Annotated in this window: 13 protein-coding genes; 11 read left to right on the top strand and 2 right to left on the bottom strand. The window is 62.9% G+C overall.

Translation table 11 applies throughout. The annotated features are described in order from the left end of the window. Positions 1 to 968: IS110 family RNA-guided transposase (locus QOS90_RS23420; protein ID WP_085272983.1), on the bottom strand; the 968-nt coding region annotated here is incomplete at its 3' end. A gap of 402 nt (positions 969 to 1370) precedes the next feature. Here QOS90_RS23420 and QOS90_RS23415 point away from each other — a divergent pair. From QOS90_RS23415 to QOS90_RS23370, 10 genes are all read left to right on the top strand, one after another. Then, positions 1371 to 2270, top strand: coding sequence for a chemotaxis protein (locus QOS90_RS23415; RefSeq protein ID WP_027595496.1), 900 nt, complete (start codon positions 1371 to 1373; stop codon positions 2268 to 2270). An 88-nt stretch (positions 2271 to 2358) separates the two neighbouring features. Beyond that, on the top strand, positions 2359 to 2670 hold the full coding sequence (locus QOS90_RS23410) for a hypothetical protein (protein WP_027595495.1): 312 nt from the start codon (positions 2359 to 2361) through the stop codon (positions 2668 to 2670). Continuing rightward, positions 2667 to 3401, top strand: a complete 735-nt coding sequence (locus QOS90_RS23405; RefSeq protein WP_085274084.1) for a YkgJ family cysteine cluster protein — start codon at positions 2667 to 2669, stop codon at positions 3399 to 3401. The genes QOS90_RS23410 and QOS90_RS23405 overlap by 4 nt, the downstream gene beginning before the upstream one ends. A 231-nt stretch (positions 3402 to 3632) precedes the next feature. Continuing rightward, the gene (locus QOS90_RS23400; RefSeq protein ID WP_085274085.1) at positions 3633 to 4796 is read left to right on the top strand and encodes an efflux RND transporter periplasmic adaptor subunit; all 1164 of its coding nucleotides are present in this window, start codon (positions 3633 to 3635) and stop codon (positions 4794 to 4796) included. Next, positions 4793 to 7885 (top strand): multidrug efflux RND transporter permease subunit, encoded by a 3093-nt coding sequence (locus QOS90_RS23395; RefSeq protein WP_085274086.1) that lies wholly within the window; start codon positions 4793 to 4795, stop codon positions 7883 to 7885. Before QOS90_RS23400 ends, QOS90_RS23395 begins: the two co-directional genes overlap by 4 nt. 9 nt (positions 7886 to 7894) lie before the next feature. After that, positions 7895 to 8569: a heavy metal response regulator transcription factor gene (locus tag QOS90_RS23390; protein ID WP_027595491.1), complete on the top strand. Its 675-nt coding sequence runs from the start codon at positions 7895 to 7897 to the stop codon at positions 8567 to 8569. Then, on the top strand, positions 8544 to 9956 hold the full coding sequence (locus QOS90_RS23385) for a heavy metal sensor histidine kinase (protein WP_085274087.1): 1413 nt from the start codon (positions 8544 to 8546) through the stop codon (positions 9954 to 9956). The genes QOS90_RS23390 and QOS90_RS23385 overlap by 26 nt, the downstream gene beginning before the upstream one ends. Before the next feature lie 130 nt (positions 9957 to 10086). Beyond that, complete coding sequence (locus tag QOS90_RS23380; protein ID WP_085274088.1) at positions 10087 to 10311, top strand: hypothetical protein; 225 nt, start codon at positions 10087 to 10089, stop codon at positions 10309 to 10311. Between the two features lie 204 nt (positions 10312 to 10515). Beyond that, positions 10516 to 11850, top strand: coding sequence for an OprD family porin (locus QOS90_RS23375; protein ID WP_085274089.1), 1335 nt, complete (start codon positions 10516 to 10518; stop codon positions 11848 to 11850). A 175-nt stretch (positions 11851 to 12025) separates the two neighbouring features. Beyond that, a complete protein-coding gene (locus QOS90_RS23370; protein ID WP_085274090.1) occupies positions 12026 to 13522 on the top strand; it encodes a sensor domain-containing diguanylate cyclase in 1497 nt (498 codons plus the stop codon). On the opposite strand, the gene QOS90_RS23365 is transcribed toward QOS90_RS23370, so the two are convergent. Further along, positions 13519 to 13995: a ferritin-like domain-containing protein gene (locus tag QOS90_RS23365; protein ID WP_027595486.1), complete on the bottom strand. Its 477-nt coding sequence runs from the start codon at positions 13993 to 13995 to the stop codon at positions 13519 to 13521. The two genes, QOS90_RS23370 and QOS90_RS23365, sit on opposite strands and share 4 nt — an antisense overlap. Positions 13996 to 14195: 200 nt before the next feature. On the opposite strand from QOS90_RS23365, the gene QOS90_RS23360 reads away from it, so the two are divergent. Next, positions 14196 to 14417, top strand: coding sequence for a DUF3820 family protein (locus tag QOS90_RS23360; RefSeq protein ID WP_027595485.1), 222 nt, complete (start codon positions 14196 to 14198; stop codon positions 14415 to 14417). The last annotated feature ends 175 nt before the right edge of the window (positions 14418 to 14592 follow it).

Raw genomic sequence — 14592 nt, 5'->3', positions numbered from 1 at the left:
CTCGCAAGAGCAATTTGGGGGTCAAACGGTTTGCCCGACTTCACTACCCCGTAAACCAGATGCAGCAGCTTGCGCATTGCCGCGCATACGATCTGCTTATACGCCTTATGCCGGCTGCTCAACCGCTCTGCCAGCGCCTTTACGACTGGGTTGTGCTTGATCGAGACAGCGCCTGACATCCACAAGCCCGCACGCAGCCGTGAGCTGCCTGTACGCGAAATGCTGCTCTGACCTGTGAACTCTCCCGACTGTTGCACCACGGGATTCAGGCCTGAAAACGCGACAATCGCAGAAGGGCTTTGGTATTTCAGTGGATCGCCGAGTTCGGCCAGCAGCAACGCAGCAGTGGTCTCGCCCAAACCGTCAATCGAAGTAATCAGGTCACGTCGGTTACGCAGATCTGGATCATCATCGATCGTCTGTTCAATGGCCTTCTTGGTCTTTTCCAGCTCTTCGGTGATGTGCCCGATTATGTCTCGAATCGATTGCTGTACCGCGTCCCGTGCGGCATCCAAGCGATTCTGCTCCATCTGGCGCATTTCCTTGAGGTCGTCCAGGCGTCGCACCAGAGCGCGCAAGCGGCGCTGTGCTGGGGGCTCAGGCTCCCACTGGCGAAGCGAGGCGGCGTTCTGTTGACTATAGGCAGCAATGACTTTGGCGTCAGCCTTGTCGGTTTTGACGCGGCGAAGCTCTACATCAGCGAATTTTGCGATCACAGCCGGGTTCAGAATGCACACCCGATAGCCTTGAGTGTGGCAGTGCTCGGCCAGGGCTTCGTGATAGGTGCCTGTGGCTTCCATGACAATCCAGGTTCCCGGCTCCGCATGGCGTTCAAGCCAGTCGCTGAACTGCGCGAACCCGCCGGAGTCATTGGGCAGTTTTGCCTTGGTACGCTTCTTCCCGTTAGGCAGCGTAGTGGCAATGTCGAAAGATCTTTTGGCGACATCAACGCCAACAAAAATGGACATGATCCTCTCCTTCAAACTACGAAAGTCGATCACCCTTCACTCTGTGCAACCTTGTTAATGCTTGCTCACGCCGGGGGCGGGCACTAGATACCGTTCGGACTTGTCGAGTGGGGTTGGAAGGCCAGAGCGCTATCTACAATACGGGCTCGATGCCCTCGGAGCAGCTCCGCTTCATGACCTTCCCTCGATGATCAGTCGAGAACTTTCGCTTCTTTGGAAGAGAAAGTCGAGATACAAGGAGCAGCCTTGTGCGGCGAAGAGGCCGGTGAATACCCAGCAGTTAGTCGTTGCTGTCACCGGCCTCTTCGCAGCACAAGGCTGCTCCACGGAATCGGCTGACAGGCTAAAGAGCCGGCTCGGCGGGCCGATATCCTTCTATTATCTATTCCCACGAAGGTCACCATGGCCACGCAAAAAGCCCGCGCGGATTCGCTGTCCCTGCTGCTGTTCACCCTGCGCAGCGGCAAGCTGATGGCAATCAACCTGCTCAAGGTCAGCGAGATCATCCCCTGCCCTTCACTGACCAAGCTGCCCGAATCGCACCCCCACGTGAAAGGCGTGGCCACCTTGCGCGGCAATTCGCTGTCGGTCATCGACCTGTCCCGTGCTATCGGTGAGCGCCCGCTGGCTGACCCTGAAGGTGGCTGCCTGATCGTCACCGAAATCAGCCGCTCGCGCCAAGGCCTGCATGTGCAGGCCGTGAGCCGCATCGTCCACTGCCTGAGCACCGACATCAAACCGCCGCCCTTCGGCTCGGGCAACCGCTCGTTCATCACCGGCGTGACCCGGGTCGACAACGCACTGGTGCAGGTGCTGGACATCGAGAAGGTCATTCACGCCATCACCCCGCCCGCCGCCGAGCCACAGCACGGGGCACTGAGCGAAGAAGACGCAAGCCTGCTGGCCGCCGCCAACATCCTGGTGGTAGACGACAGCCAGGTGGCCTTGCAGCAGTCGGTGCATACCCTGCGCAACCTCGGCATCGAATGCCACACCGCGCGCAGCGCCAAGGATGCGATCAACGTGTTGCTGGACTTGCAGGGCACCGAGCAGGCGATCAACATCATCGTCTCCGACATCGAGATGTCCGAGATGGACGGCTATGCGTTCACCCGCACGCTGCGCGAGACGCCAGACTTCCAGCACCTGTATGTGTTGCTGCACACCTCGCTCGACAGTGCCATGAGCAGCGAAAAAGCCAGGCTCGCGGGGGCCAATGCCATCCTCACCAAGTTTTCCTCGCCCGAGCTGACCGATTGCCTGGTGGTGGCGGCGCGGACGGTGGTGTTTGCCGAGCATTGATACATCAAGCGACAAACTCCCCGGCTTGCCGTCGGGGGTGAGTCGGGCATAATTCGCTCCCCTCGGAAGATTTTTGCCGGAATCGCGTATGAAGTTTTTCAGCTCCCTCCTTGTCGCCTGCGCGCTCTTCAGCGGTGTCGCCCAGGCCTCCAGCAGCCAGGCCTGGAACGAGCAGCGCCAGCAGATGCTCAAGGCGTGCCTTGCCGCCAGCCAGTTCAAGGACGCTCACGCGCGTGGCAAGCCCGCCGAATTCGACGACCAGGTCGGCATGAGCGCCCTGCTGATCGAAGGCGTCTATCCGCAAAAACACATGCAGCAGCGTACCGGCACTGAACTGTGCCTGTACGACCGCCAGCACCAGCGCGCGTTCGTCAGCGAATGGAGCCCGGAAGCCAAGTGACCGACAGCGTGCAATTCGCCTGCACCGGCTGCGGCAAGTGCTGCACTGGCCACCATGTGCCCTTGACCCTCGACGAAGCCCGCCAGTGGGCGGCCTCCGCTGGCCAGGTGGTGGTGCTGATCGAGGCGTTCGTGGTCGACGGCCCGGGCATGCCGGTCGAGCAGCGCGAGCATGTGCTGCGCCGCTCCCACCCGGTGGCCTGCGGTGACACTGAGGCCCGCGTTTCGGTAACGTTCGCGGCGTTCAACCCAGGGCGCTGTCGTAACCTCGACGATAACGACCTGTGCACCATCTATGACCAGCGCCCGCTGGTCTGCCGCATCTACCCGGTCGAGATCAACCCGCATATCCCGCTGCGGCCCGAGAACAAGGACTGCCCGCCCGAAGCTTGGCAACAGGGACCTGAGCTGATTCACGGCACGCAAGTGGCCGACCCGCGGCTGGCGGCGCTGGTGCAGGCATCGCGCCAGGCAGACCGAGATGACATCGCGGCCAAGGTTGCCGTGTGCCAGGCGTTGGGCATGACCACGAGTGCGTTGAAAGGTAATGGGTTTACCGCTTATCTGCCGGAGATGGGCGCGTTTGCCGCAGCACTGGCGCAGGTGCCGGCGGACAACGGTGCGCGGTGGACGCTGCATGTGCAGGATGACGAACTGACAACCAGTTTGCAGCGCCATGGCTTGCAGACCACCTGCGAAGCACCGGTTTATTACGCCTTTATTGGTTTTTAGGTAGCCCATACCGGCCCCTTCGCGGGTAAACCCGCTCCCACAGGAGTTGCACCAGCCGCAAGATTGGCGCAATACCTGTGGGAGCGGGTTTACCCGCGAAGGGGCCGGTACTGTCAAACACTGAAACTGTCAGCGCTGTCAGCCAGGCGTCATGCTGCCGACCCGGTCCGGGGGCTATAAGCTTGAATACAGACAACCGTCCCCACCCTTCTGGCCAAGGTGCCCGCTCCGATGCGACGTCCTTCCCGTTCTGTCATCCTCGCCGCCTTGGCGTTGCTTGTCCTGGTCGTGCTGGGCGTCTGGTTCGGCCAGCGCCAGGAGGCCCCCGCCCCCCGCGCGCAGGCGGCTGTGCCGGTGCGCGTGGTCAGCGTCAGCCAGCAGGATGTGCCGCGCTATGCCAGTGCGATCGGCTCGGTGCTGTCGCTGCACAGCGTCGAGATCCGCGCACAGGTAGAAGGGGTGCTGACCCAGGTACTGGTCAAGGAAGGCCAGTGGGTAAAGGAAGGTGACCTGCTCGCAACCCTCGACGACCGTGCCATCCGCGCCAGCCTCGACCAGGCCCGTGCGCAGCTTGGCCAGAGCCAGGCGCAGATCCAGGTAGCCGGTGTCGACCTCAAGCGCTACCGCCTGCTGAGCACCGATGACGGGGTGTCAAAACAGACCCTCGACCAGCAACAAGCGCTGGTCAACCAGCTGCAGGCTACGGTCAAGGGCAACCAGGCGGCCATCGCCAATGCCGAGGTGCAACTGTCCTATACCCAAATCCGCTCACCGGTGACCGGCCGGGTCGGCATCCGCAACGTCGACCCCGGCAACCTGGTGCGCAGCAGCGACACCCAAGGCCTGTTCAGCGTGACCCAGATCGACCCGATTGCCGTCGAGTTCGCCCTGCCGCAACAGATGCTGCCTACCCTGCAGAGCTTGCTCAAGGCGCCCGCCCCGGCGCTGGTGCAGGCCTACATGGACGCCGACGGCGAACGCAGCCTGCTGGGTGAAGGCCACCTGGCGCTGATCGACAACCAGATCTCGGCGACCACCGGCACGGTGCGGGTCAAAGCCGAGTTCGACAACAAGGACGGGCGCCTGTGGCCCGGCCAACTGGTCACCATTCGCTTGCGCACGGCCATGCAGGAGAATGCCCTCGTCGTGCCGCCGCCGGTCGTGCAGCGCGGTATCGACGGCCATTTCGTCTACCGCCTGGACGGGGACAAAGTCACCAGCGTGCCGGTCAAGGTGCTGTACCAGGACAGCGGGCTGAACATCATCGCCGGGGTCAAGGCGGGTGATCAGCTGGTGCTCGACGGCCAGTCGCGGCTCAAGCCGGGCTCGCGGGTCGAGGTCACCACCGATGCCCCTGCGCCTTCGGAAATGGCCGACCGCCGGAGCCAGCCATGAATACCCGCAACGGGGTTTCGGCCTGGTGCATCGACCACCCGATCGCCACCCTGCTGCTGACTTTCGCCCTAGTCCTGCTGGGCGCCATCGCCTTCCCTCGGCTGCCGGTGGCTCCGCTGCCAGAGGCCGACTTCCCGACCATCCAGGTCACCGCTCAACTGCCTGGGGCCAGCCCGGAAACCATGGCCTCGTCGGTCGCCACGCCGCTTGAAGTGCAGTTCAGCGCCATCCCCGGCATGACCCAGATGACCAGCAGCAGCGCGCTGGGGTCGACCACGCTGATCCTGCAGTTCACCCTCGACAAGAACATCGACACCGCAGCACAGGAAGTGCAGGCCGCCATCAACACCGCCACCGCACGGCTGCCACAAGACCTGCCCAACCCGCCGACCTGGCGCAAGGTCAACCCAGCCGACAGCCCGGTGCTGGTGATGACCGTCAGCTCGAACCAGATGCCCGGCAATGACCTGAGCGACTACGCCGAAACCCTGCTGGCCCGGCAACTGAGCCAGATCGATGGGGTCGGCCTGATCAACATCACCGGGCAACTGCGCCCGGCCATCCGCGTGCAAGCGCAACCGGAGAAGCTGGCCGCCATCGGCCTGACCCTCGCCGACCTGCGCCAGGCCATCCAGCAAACCAGCCTCAACCTGGCCAAAGGCGCGCTGTACGGCGAGCACAGCGTGTCGACCATCGCCGCCAACGACCAGCTGTTCCACCCCGAAGACTATGCCCAATTGATCGTCTCGTACCGCAACGGTGCGCCGGTGCACCTGCAGGACGTGGCCAAGGTCATCAACGGCGCCGAGAACGCCTACGTCAAGGCTTGGTCCGGTGACCAGCCGGGGTTGAACCTGGTGATCTTCCGCCAGCCTGGCGCGAACATCGTCGACACCGTCGACCGGGTGCTGGCCGCGCTGCCCAAGCTGAAGGAAATGCTCCCGGCGTCGATCGAGGTGTCGGTGTTGCAGGACCGTACCCAAACCATCCGCGCCTCGCTGCACGAGGTGGAGCTGACCTTGATGATCGCCGTGGCCCTGGTGATCGGGGTGATGGCCTTGTTCCTGCGCCAGTGGTCGGCGACCCTGGTGGTGTCCAGCGTGCTCGGCGTGTCGCTGATTGCCAGTTGCGCCTTGATGTACGTACTCGGCTTCAGCCTGAACAACCTGACCCTGGTGGCCATCGTCATTTCGGTGGGGTTCGTGGTCGACGATGCCATCGTCGTGGTAGAAAACATCCATCGCCACCTGGAGGCGGGTGACGACAGCCGCACGGCCGCCCTCAAGGGCGCAGGCGAAATCGGCTTTACCGTGGTCTCGATCAGTTTCTCGCTGATCGCTGCCTTCATCCCGCTGTTGTTCATGGGCGGGGTGGTCGGACGGCTGTTCAAGGAGTTCGCCCTGACCGCCACGGCCACCATCCTGATTTCGGTGGTGGTTTCGCTGACCCTGGCACCCACCCTGTGTGCGCTGTTCATGCGCCGCCCGACCGGCGCGCAGCACGGCGGCTTCGGTGAACGCCTGGTCAAGTGGTACGAAAAAGGCCTGAACCGCGCCCTGGCCCACCAGCGCCTGACCCTCGGTGTGTTCGGCGTGACCCTGGCCCTGGCGGTGGTGGGTTATGTGGCCATCCCCAAGGGCTTCTTCCCGTTGCAGGACACCGGTTTCATCCTCGGCACCAGCGAAGCGGCAGCGGACGTGTCGTACCCGGCCATGATCGAGAAGCACCAGGCCCTGGCCAAGATCATCGAGGCCGACCCGGCCGTGCGGGCGTTCTCGCATTCCGTCGGCGTCACCGGCAGCAACCAGACCATCGCCAACGGCCGCTTCTGGATCGCCCTCAAGCCCCGCGGCGAACGCGATGTGTCGGCCAGCGAGCTGATCGACCGGCTGCGGCCCAAGCTCGCCCAGGTGCCGGGCATTGTGCTGTACATGCGCGCCGGCCAGGACATCAACCTCAGCTCCGGCCCATCACGCACCCAGTACCAGTACGTGCTCAAGAGCAACGACGGCGTGGCGCTGAACCTGTGGACCCAGCGCCTGACCGACCGCCTGCGCGAAAACCCGGCGTTGCGTGACCTGTCCAACGACCTGCAACTGGGGGCAAGCGTCACCCGCATCGACATCGACCGCCAGGCCGCCGCACGCTTCGGCCTGACCACCACCGACGTCGACCAGGCGCTGTACGACGCCTTCGGCCAGCGGCAGATCAGCGAGTTCCAGACCGAGACCAACCAGTACAAGGTCATCCTCGAACTGGACGCCCGCCAGCGCGGCAAGGCCGAGAGCCTCAACTACTTCTACCTGCGCTCGCCCCTGAGCAACGAGATGGTGCCCTTGTCGGCGGTGGCCCACGTCGCGCCGCCGAGCACCGGGCCGTTGTCGATCAGCCATGATGGCCTGTTCCCAGCCGCCAACCTGTCGTTCAACCTCGCCCCGGGCGTGGCCCTGGGCGATGCGGTGAGCATCCTCGAGCGCACCCAGCGCGAACTGGGCATGCCCGACTCCATCAGCGGCAACTTCCAGGGTGCGGCGCAGGCCTTCCAGAGTTCGCTGTCGAGCCAGCCGTGGCTGATCCTGGCTGCGCTGGTGGCGGTGTACATCATTCTGGGGGTGCTCTACGAGAGTTTCGTCCATCCACTGACGATTATCTCCACCCTGCCCTCCGCAGGCCTGGGCGCGCTGATGCTGCTCTGGGCCATGGGCCAGGACTTCAGCATCATGGGGCTGATCGGCGTGGTGCTGCTGATCGGCATCGTCAAGAAAAACGGCATCCTGCTGATCGACTTTGCCCTCGAGGCCCAGCGCCACCACGGCCTCACACCCGAGCAGGCAATCCACCAGGCCTGCCTGACGCGCTTCCGGCCGATCATCATGACCACCCTCGCCGCCCTGCTCGGCGCGGTACCGCTGATGTTCGGCTTTGGCACCGGCGCCGAGCTGCGCCAGCCACTGGGCATCGCGGTGGTCGGGGGGTTGTTGGTGAGCCAGGCCCTGACGCTGTTCACCACCCCGGTCATATACTTGGCCCTGGAGCGCCTGTTCCACCGCCGCCGGGCCGCCCATGCGGCCGCGCCAAGTGCCAGTTGAGACAAGACCATGCGTGTGCTGATCATCGAAGACGAAGAAAAAACCGCCGACTACCTGCACCGCGGGTTGAGCGAGCAAGGCTTTACCGTGGACCTGGCGCGTGACGGTATCGATGGCCTGCACCTGGCCCTGGAAGGCGACTACGCCGTGATCGTGCTCGATGTGATGCTGCCCGGCCTGGACGGCTATGGCGTGCTGCGCGCCTTGCGCGCGCGCAAGCAGACGCCGGTGATCATGCTGACCGCCCGCGAGCGGGTCGAAGACCGCATCCATGGCCTGCGCGAAGGCGCCGACGACTACCTGGGCAAGCCTTTTTCGTTCCTCGAGCTGGTCGCTCGCCTGCAGGCTCTGACCCGTCGCAGCAGCAGCCATGAACCGCTGCAGATCCAGGTCGCCGACCTGTGGATCGACCTGATGGCGCGCAAGGCCAGCCGCGCCGGCCAGCGCCTGGACCTGACCGCCAAGGAATTCTCGCTGCTCAGTGTGCTGGCCCGCCGCCAAGGCGAAATCCTGTCCAAGACCGCCATCGCCGAGCTGGTCTGGGACATCAACTTCGACAGTGATGCGAATGTCGTCGAGGTGGCGATCAAGCGCCTGCGCGCCAAGCTCGATGGGCCTTTCGACAACAAGTTGCTGCACACCATCCGAGGCATGGGCTATGTCCTGGAAAACCGTGCGGGCTAACTCCATCGCGCTGCGCCTGTCGGCGCTGTTCATCCTGGTGGCGGTGGGGGTGTTTTTGCTGATCGGGTCGGCGTTGTATCGCCAGGTCGACCACAGCCTCGACCTGCTCCCGGCCGCCGAGCTAGATGCACGGTTCAGCGTGCTCGAGTCCACCCTCAACCGCTTCGGCACCGCCGAGCACTGGGCCAAGGTCAGCAACAAGCTCAACCTGCTCAGCGAGGAGGACAAGCGCATCCGCTTCTGGGTGGTCAGCAGCGATCCGGCATACGACTATGGCCACCCCAGCGAACTAGTGCGCGCGTTTGCCGAAGGCCCGCCAGGCATGCGCGACCTGCGCCTGCCAGACCAGCCCTACCCCTACAAAGTCCTGGTCAGCGAGTTGCCGGCCCTGGCCGACCGGCCGCCGCTGCGTTTTCTTATTGGCATCGACACCGAGACCTTCTGGCAGGCGCAACACAGCCTGCTGGTGGCCATCGTCGGCCTGGCGGTGTTCGGTGTGCTGCTAGCGTCGGTGCTCGGTTACTGGGTGGCCCGCATCGGCCTGCGCCCGTTGCTGGCGTTGTCCAACGAAGCCCAGGCACTGGCCCCACCGCGCTTGGACGGGCGCCTGCAAACTAATGATCTGGCCCCTGAACTGGCGCAATTCGCCGGGGCCTTCAACGCCGCGCTTGACCGGGTCAGCCAAGCCTACTCGCGGCTGGAGGCGTTCAACGCCGACGTGGCCCACGAACTGCGCTCGCCACTGACCAACCTGATCGGCCAGACCCAAGTGGCCCTGACCCGCGGTCGCAGTGCCGAGCACTACTTCGAAGTGCTGCAATCCAACCTTGAAGAACTCGAGCGCCTGCGCAGCATCATCAACGACATGCTGTTCCTGGCCAGCGCCGACCAGGGCAGCAAGGCCACCGCGCTGACCCAGGCGTCGCTGGCAGAGGAAGTGGCGACCACGCTGGATTACCTGGACTACATCCTCGAAGACGCGCAGGTCCGCGTGGAGGTCAGTGGTGATGCTCAGGCACCCATCGAAAAAGCCCAACTGCGCCGCGCACTGATCAACCTGCTGAACAACGCGGTGCAGCACACCGCGCCCGACCAAGTGATCGAGGTGCGAATCGAAAACGGGCCGGAACAGGTCACCATTTCCGTGAGTAACCCGGGGCCTGCAATCGATGACGCGCACCTGCCGCTGCTGTTCGAGCGCTTCTATCGGGTGGATGCCGCGCGCAGTAACAGTGGGGGCGGCAACCACGGTTTGGGGCTCGCGATCGTCAAAGCGATCGCCCTGATGCATGGGGGCGAGGTTTTTGTGCACAGCGAGGCCGGCGCCAACACCTTTGGCATTCGCCTGCCGAGCGCTCAACGACGCGGGTTTCCAGCAAAACCCTGAGTGTTCGCCGCACGATCGTTACCTTTTGCGCAACAGTGCTTATCGTACTTCGCTCTGTTTCCAAGGCCATTGAGGGACTAACTTTAGCCCTGTCCTCATTAGCACTTGCATCGCAAGAAGGTAGTTTCAAATGTCCAACAGTATGGGTATTGCCAGCGTCTTCGTCCTGTCTTCCCTGTTGTTGTCGCCCCTGGCCATGGCCGAAGAATCCCCCGCTTTCGTCGCCCGTAATGCCGAGCTCGCCGCGGTCCATCAAGAAGCCCGCGAAGCCGTAGCCGCACAGCAGACCGATGGCGTAAAAGACGCAAACCAGACAGCTTCCAAAGTGTCCAGCGACGTTAATGCCGATAGCTGATCGACCGTTGTACCTGCTCCCGATTTCCCTTGGCTACGCCATGGGCACCGCTGGTGCCGATATGTTAGCCTTTTAAAGCCGCTGCCAATCAGCGGCTTTTTTTATGTGCTTTAACTATCAGCCCCGCTGTAACGTCCCTAATAAAAAAGTTGCACATTCAAAAATAAAAACTGCCCCACCGTCAGACCAAAGGAGCTAGTACCGGTGCCTTCCGCGTTTCGTTTTACCCCGCTGTTCATTGCATTGACTGCAACGATTCCCACCGCCGCCCAGGCAGATGAAGACAAGGCTGATGGCTTCATCGAAGGTTCTTCGTTCAACCTGCATTTTCGTAATGCCTATTTCAACCGCGACAACCACAACACCGGCGTGCGCGACACCCGCGAGTGGGGCCAGGGCGCGGTTGCACGCTTCGAGTCCGGCTATACCCCGGGCGTGATCGGCGTTGGCGTGGACGCCCATGCCATGCTGGGCCTCAAGCTCGACGGCGGTGGCGGCCATGCCGGCACCAGCATTCTGCCGACGCATGTGAAGGACGACGGCGAACTGGGCGCGGCCCCGCATTCGTTCTCTACCGCAGGCGCAGCGCTCAAGCTCAAAGCCTTTGACACTGAGCTCAAAGCCGGTGACCTGTTCCTCACCAACCCAGTGATCGCTGGCGGCGAAACCCGCATGCTGCCGCAGACCTTCCGCGGTGTAAGCCTGACCAACACCAGCGTCGACGGCCTGCTGCTCGAAGGCGGCCAAGTCAGCTTCACCAAGCCGTACAACCAGAGCGGCCACCGCCGCATCGACACCTATTACGGCTCGCTGGACGAACATGACAAGAGCAAGCACCTGAACTGGGCGGGCGCGTCCTGGAGCGGCACGGAAAACATCACCGCCAACCTTTACGCCGCCGAGCTGAAGGACATCTGGAACCAGTACTACGCTGATTTTGACTACACCTACGTGGTCAACGACCTGGTCAGCCTCAACCCGGGCGTGCACTTCTATCACACCCAGGACACCGGCCAGGCCCTGCTGGGCAAGATCGACAACAACACCTACAGCGTGCATTTCACCGTCAACGCCGGCTTCCACAGCGTCACGGCCGCCTACCAGCGGGTCAACGGCGATACACCGTTCGACTACATCAACCTGGGCGACAGCGTGTACCTGGACAACTCGCGCATGTACTCGGACTTCAACGCCCCCAACGAGCGTTCGTGGAAGCTGCAGTACGGCTATGACTTCGCCGGCCTGGGCGTCCCCGGCCTGAGCACGACGCTGTCGTATTCGCGTGGCGAGGCAGACCTGACCAAGGCTGACCAGGGCAACACGCACTACGACTACTACCGCGCCGATGGCAAGAACGCCATGCACTGGGAGCGTGACCTGGATGTGAAGTACGTGTTCCAGGAAGGCGACTTCAAGGACCTTTCGGTGCTGGTGCGTTATGCCGCACACCGTGGCAGCCAGGGTTATGCGTCGATCGACAGCAGCAGTGACAACGATGAACTGCGCGTGATCGTTGATTATCCGCTGAACGTGTTCTGACCCGCTCCTAGTTTCATTGACTTAGCACAGACCCAGTGGGAGCGGGCTTGAAGGCAGGCTTGCGACCACTGTTCTCTGCACCACCACGCGATTCCGTCGGACAAATCTTGTCCGACAATCCCCTCTTCCCTAGAATATCGCCGCCGCGAATGGCCCTGCCTCAGCAGTAGCGAGCATGCTCACCCGATCACCGCGTTTCGCACTCTACAGGTCGCACCCCGAGCTGATCCTCAACCTGGGCAGTTGCCTCGCCGTGCTCGCCATCGTGGCCATCGTCAGCTACCTGCTGGCCCGTGAGCGCGACAGCGTCGAGCTGTCGGCCATCCGTTCTTCCAACAACATCGTCCAGCTGATCGAAAGCGATATCCTGCGCAATGCCGAACTCTACGATCAGTCGTTGCAAGGGCTGATCTGGGCAGTCGGGCGCAAGGAGCTGCCTGAAGTGCCTGGCGTGTTGCGCCAGCGCCTGTTGTTCAATGAAGCCTTCGTCGACCGCAAACGCGGTGACGTACTCTGGCTCGACAAGCAAGGTAACGTGGTGGGCGATTCCACCAGCGCCATACCGCGCCAGGCCAACTTCGCCGACACCGGTGTGTTCAAGGCCCATCAACACAACGCCAACCTCGGCTTGCTGGTCGGCCCGCCGTTCAAGGCCAAGCTGGGCGACCTGGACTGGTGCATCAGTTTCAGCCGGCGCATCCCCGGCCCAGACGGCGAATTCGCCGGCCTGGCAGCGGGGGCCCTGCGCCTCTCGTACTTCAGCGAATTGTTCAAGCGCCTGGACATCGGCGATGACAGCAGCATCAACCTGTTCAATACCGACGGCCAGTTGCTGGCGCGCCAGCCGACCCGCCCGCAAGACCCGCTGATCGGCACCAATTACGCCGAGCGGCCCAACTTCAAGCGCATCCTTGGCGAGCGCAGTGGCAGCTTCACAGCCCTTTCTGCCACCCACGGCACCTCGCGCATGTACACCTTCGCCCGGGTCGCCGACCTGCCGCTGATCGTGTTGGTGGTGCACTCGGCCGACGAGGTGTTCCAGTCGTGGCGGCGCACTGCGATTCTGGTCAGCGTGGCCACCGGCGTGCTGTGCATCGGCATCCTCTGGCTAACCTTGCTGCTGGGCCGCGAGCTGCGCCGCCGCCACGAGGCCGAACAAGGCCTGGCCACCCTGGCCGCCACCGACAGCCTGACCGGCCTGGCCAACCGCCGCCGGCTGGACCAAGTGCTGCGCCAGGAGTGGGCACGCGCGCAGCGCAACCACAAGCCGTTGGCCGTGCTGATGGTGGATGTGGACCATTTCAAGGCGTTCAACCAGCGCCACGGCCACGCGGGTGGCGACCATGCCTTACGGGAGGTGGCGAAGTGCATCGAGGGGTGCATCAGGCGCCCGGCGGACCTGGCGGCACGCTATGGCGGGGAGGAATTTCAGGTGATATTGCCAGAAACCGATCTGGCCGGCGCCACCCTGCTGGCCGAGCGCATTCGGGCCAGCGTCGCGGCCCTGGCGCCGTTTGCCAATGACACCCGTGCCGTCACGGTCAGCATCGGCATCGGCCTGTACGAAGCAAACCCCCAGCACGATCTGGCGAGCGTGCTGGGGGCTGCGGATGAGGCGCTCTACCGGGCCAAGGCCAACGGCCGTAACCGGGTAGAAGGGCCTGGCGACTAGGAGCGGGCGCGGGCGGCGTTACGCAGCGCTTTCACCTGGTCGTGGTTACGTTGCACGCCTTGCAGTTGTTTTTCCACCAGGGTGTAGCTCTGATCGCTGGCGGTACGGCCCAGTTTGACCAGTTTCTCGCGGGCTTCCTTGTAGGCTTTCAGGGCATGGTCCTCGCCCCGCTCCACTTCGTTCAGCACGGCCTCTTCATCCTTGCCGGTGACCATCGCCTTGAGGTTGACCCAACCACGGTGCAGGTCGCCGCTGATGCTGGTGGAAGTCTCAGGGTCGCCACCCAGGCGGCGCACTTCGCTTTGCAGTTCACCGGCGGCATTGGCGCACTCACCGGCGCGCTGCACGAAGAAGGCTTTCAGCTCTGGGTTCTTGACGTCATCAGCCGACGACTTGAAGCCTTTTTCGCCATCCTTGCTGTATTCGATCAGGTCGTTGAGCACATCAATTACGTCTTTGTTGGGGTTGCTCATTTCACGAACTCCTTGGCAGGTGATAGTCATCTGTAATGGAGCAGCGTTCGTGCCAACCTTAGACAGAAAAATAAATCGTTATAAATCAATAAGTTAACTAATTAGAAGAATGCACTCGAAGCGGCGTTCTGCATGATTGCCGCTTGGGCCTTCGTGCAGATTGCAGTATGGTCGGCGCTTTTGGACTGCCAGGTGCGTCGATGAAACCGGAAACCCTCGAACTGCTGGTCACCCGGACCATGCCCTTTGGCAAATACCAAGGCCGGATTATCGCCGACCTGCCGGGTGACTACCTGGCCTGGTTCGCGCGCAAAGGCTTCCCGGCTGGGGAACTGGGCGGGTTATTGGCGTTGATGCATGAAGTCGATCACAACGGGCTGATGGACTTGCTAGAGCCGTTGCGGCAAAAGCATCGGCGCTAATAGCGCCTCATTGGGTGCTGTAGGAGCAGCCTTGTGCTGCGAAAGGGCCGGTATGGCTGAACATTTTGTTAGCCGGTGATGGCCTCTTCGCAGCACAAGGCTGCTCCTACAGATACGGTCGCCAGCCGACCTCAGGGTCGGCTTTTGCTGGTTCAATGCTGACTTCAGGCTTGTG

This window comes from Pseudomonas sp. LAIL14HWK12:I10, from assembly GCF_900184205.1.
Classification (GTDB): domain Bacteria; phylum Pseudomonadota; class Gammaproteobacteria; order Pseudomonadales; family Pseudomonadaceae; genus Aquipseudomonas; species Aquipseudomonas kermanshahensis.
This window is presented reverse-complemented; position numbering and strand designations above follow the sequence as displayed.

Bases quoted from the DNA above. Each gene is read 5' to 3' on its own strand.
- QOS90_RS23415 (WP_027595496.1), top strand. From the start codon at position 1,371: ATGGCCACGCAAAAAGCCCGCGCGGATTCGCTGTCCCTGCTGCTGTTC.
- QOS90_RS23410 (WP_027595495.1), top strand. From the start codon at position 2,359: ATGAAGTTTTTCAGCTCCCTCCTTGTCGCCTGCGCGCTCTTCAGCGGT.
- QOS90_RS23400 (WP_085274085.1), top strand. From the start codon at position 3,633: ATGCGACGTCCTTCCCGTTCTGTCATCCTCGCCGCCTTGGCGTTGCTT.
- QOS90_RS23395 (WP_085274086.1), top strand. From the start codon at position 4,793: ATGAATACCCGCAACGGGGTTTCGGCCTGGTGCATCGACCACCCGATC.
- QOS90_RS23390 (WP_027595491.1), top strand. From the start codon at position 7,895: ATGCGTGTGCTGATCATCGAAGACGAAGAAAAAACCGCCGACTACCTG.
- QOS90_RS23385 (WP_085274087.1), top strand. From the start codon at position 8,544: ATGTCCTGGAAAACCGTGCGGGCTAACTCCATCGCGCTGCGCCTGTCG.
- QOS90_RS23380 (WP_085274088.1), top strand. From the start codon at position 10,087: ATGTCCAACAGTATGGGTATTGCCAGCGTCTTCGTCCTGTCTTCCCTG.
- QOS90_RS23370 (WP_085274090.1), top strand. From the start codon at position 12,026: ATGCTCACCCGATCACCGCGTTTCGCACTCTACAGGTCGCACCCCGAG.
- QOS90_RS23365 (WP_027595486.1), bottom strand. From the start codon at position 13,995: ATGAGCAACCCCAACAAAGACGTAATTGATGTGCTCAACGACCTGATC.
- QOS90_RS23360 (WP_027595485.1), top strand. From the start codon at position 14,196: ATGAAACCGGAAACCCTCGAACTGCTGGTCACCCGGACCATGCCCTTT.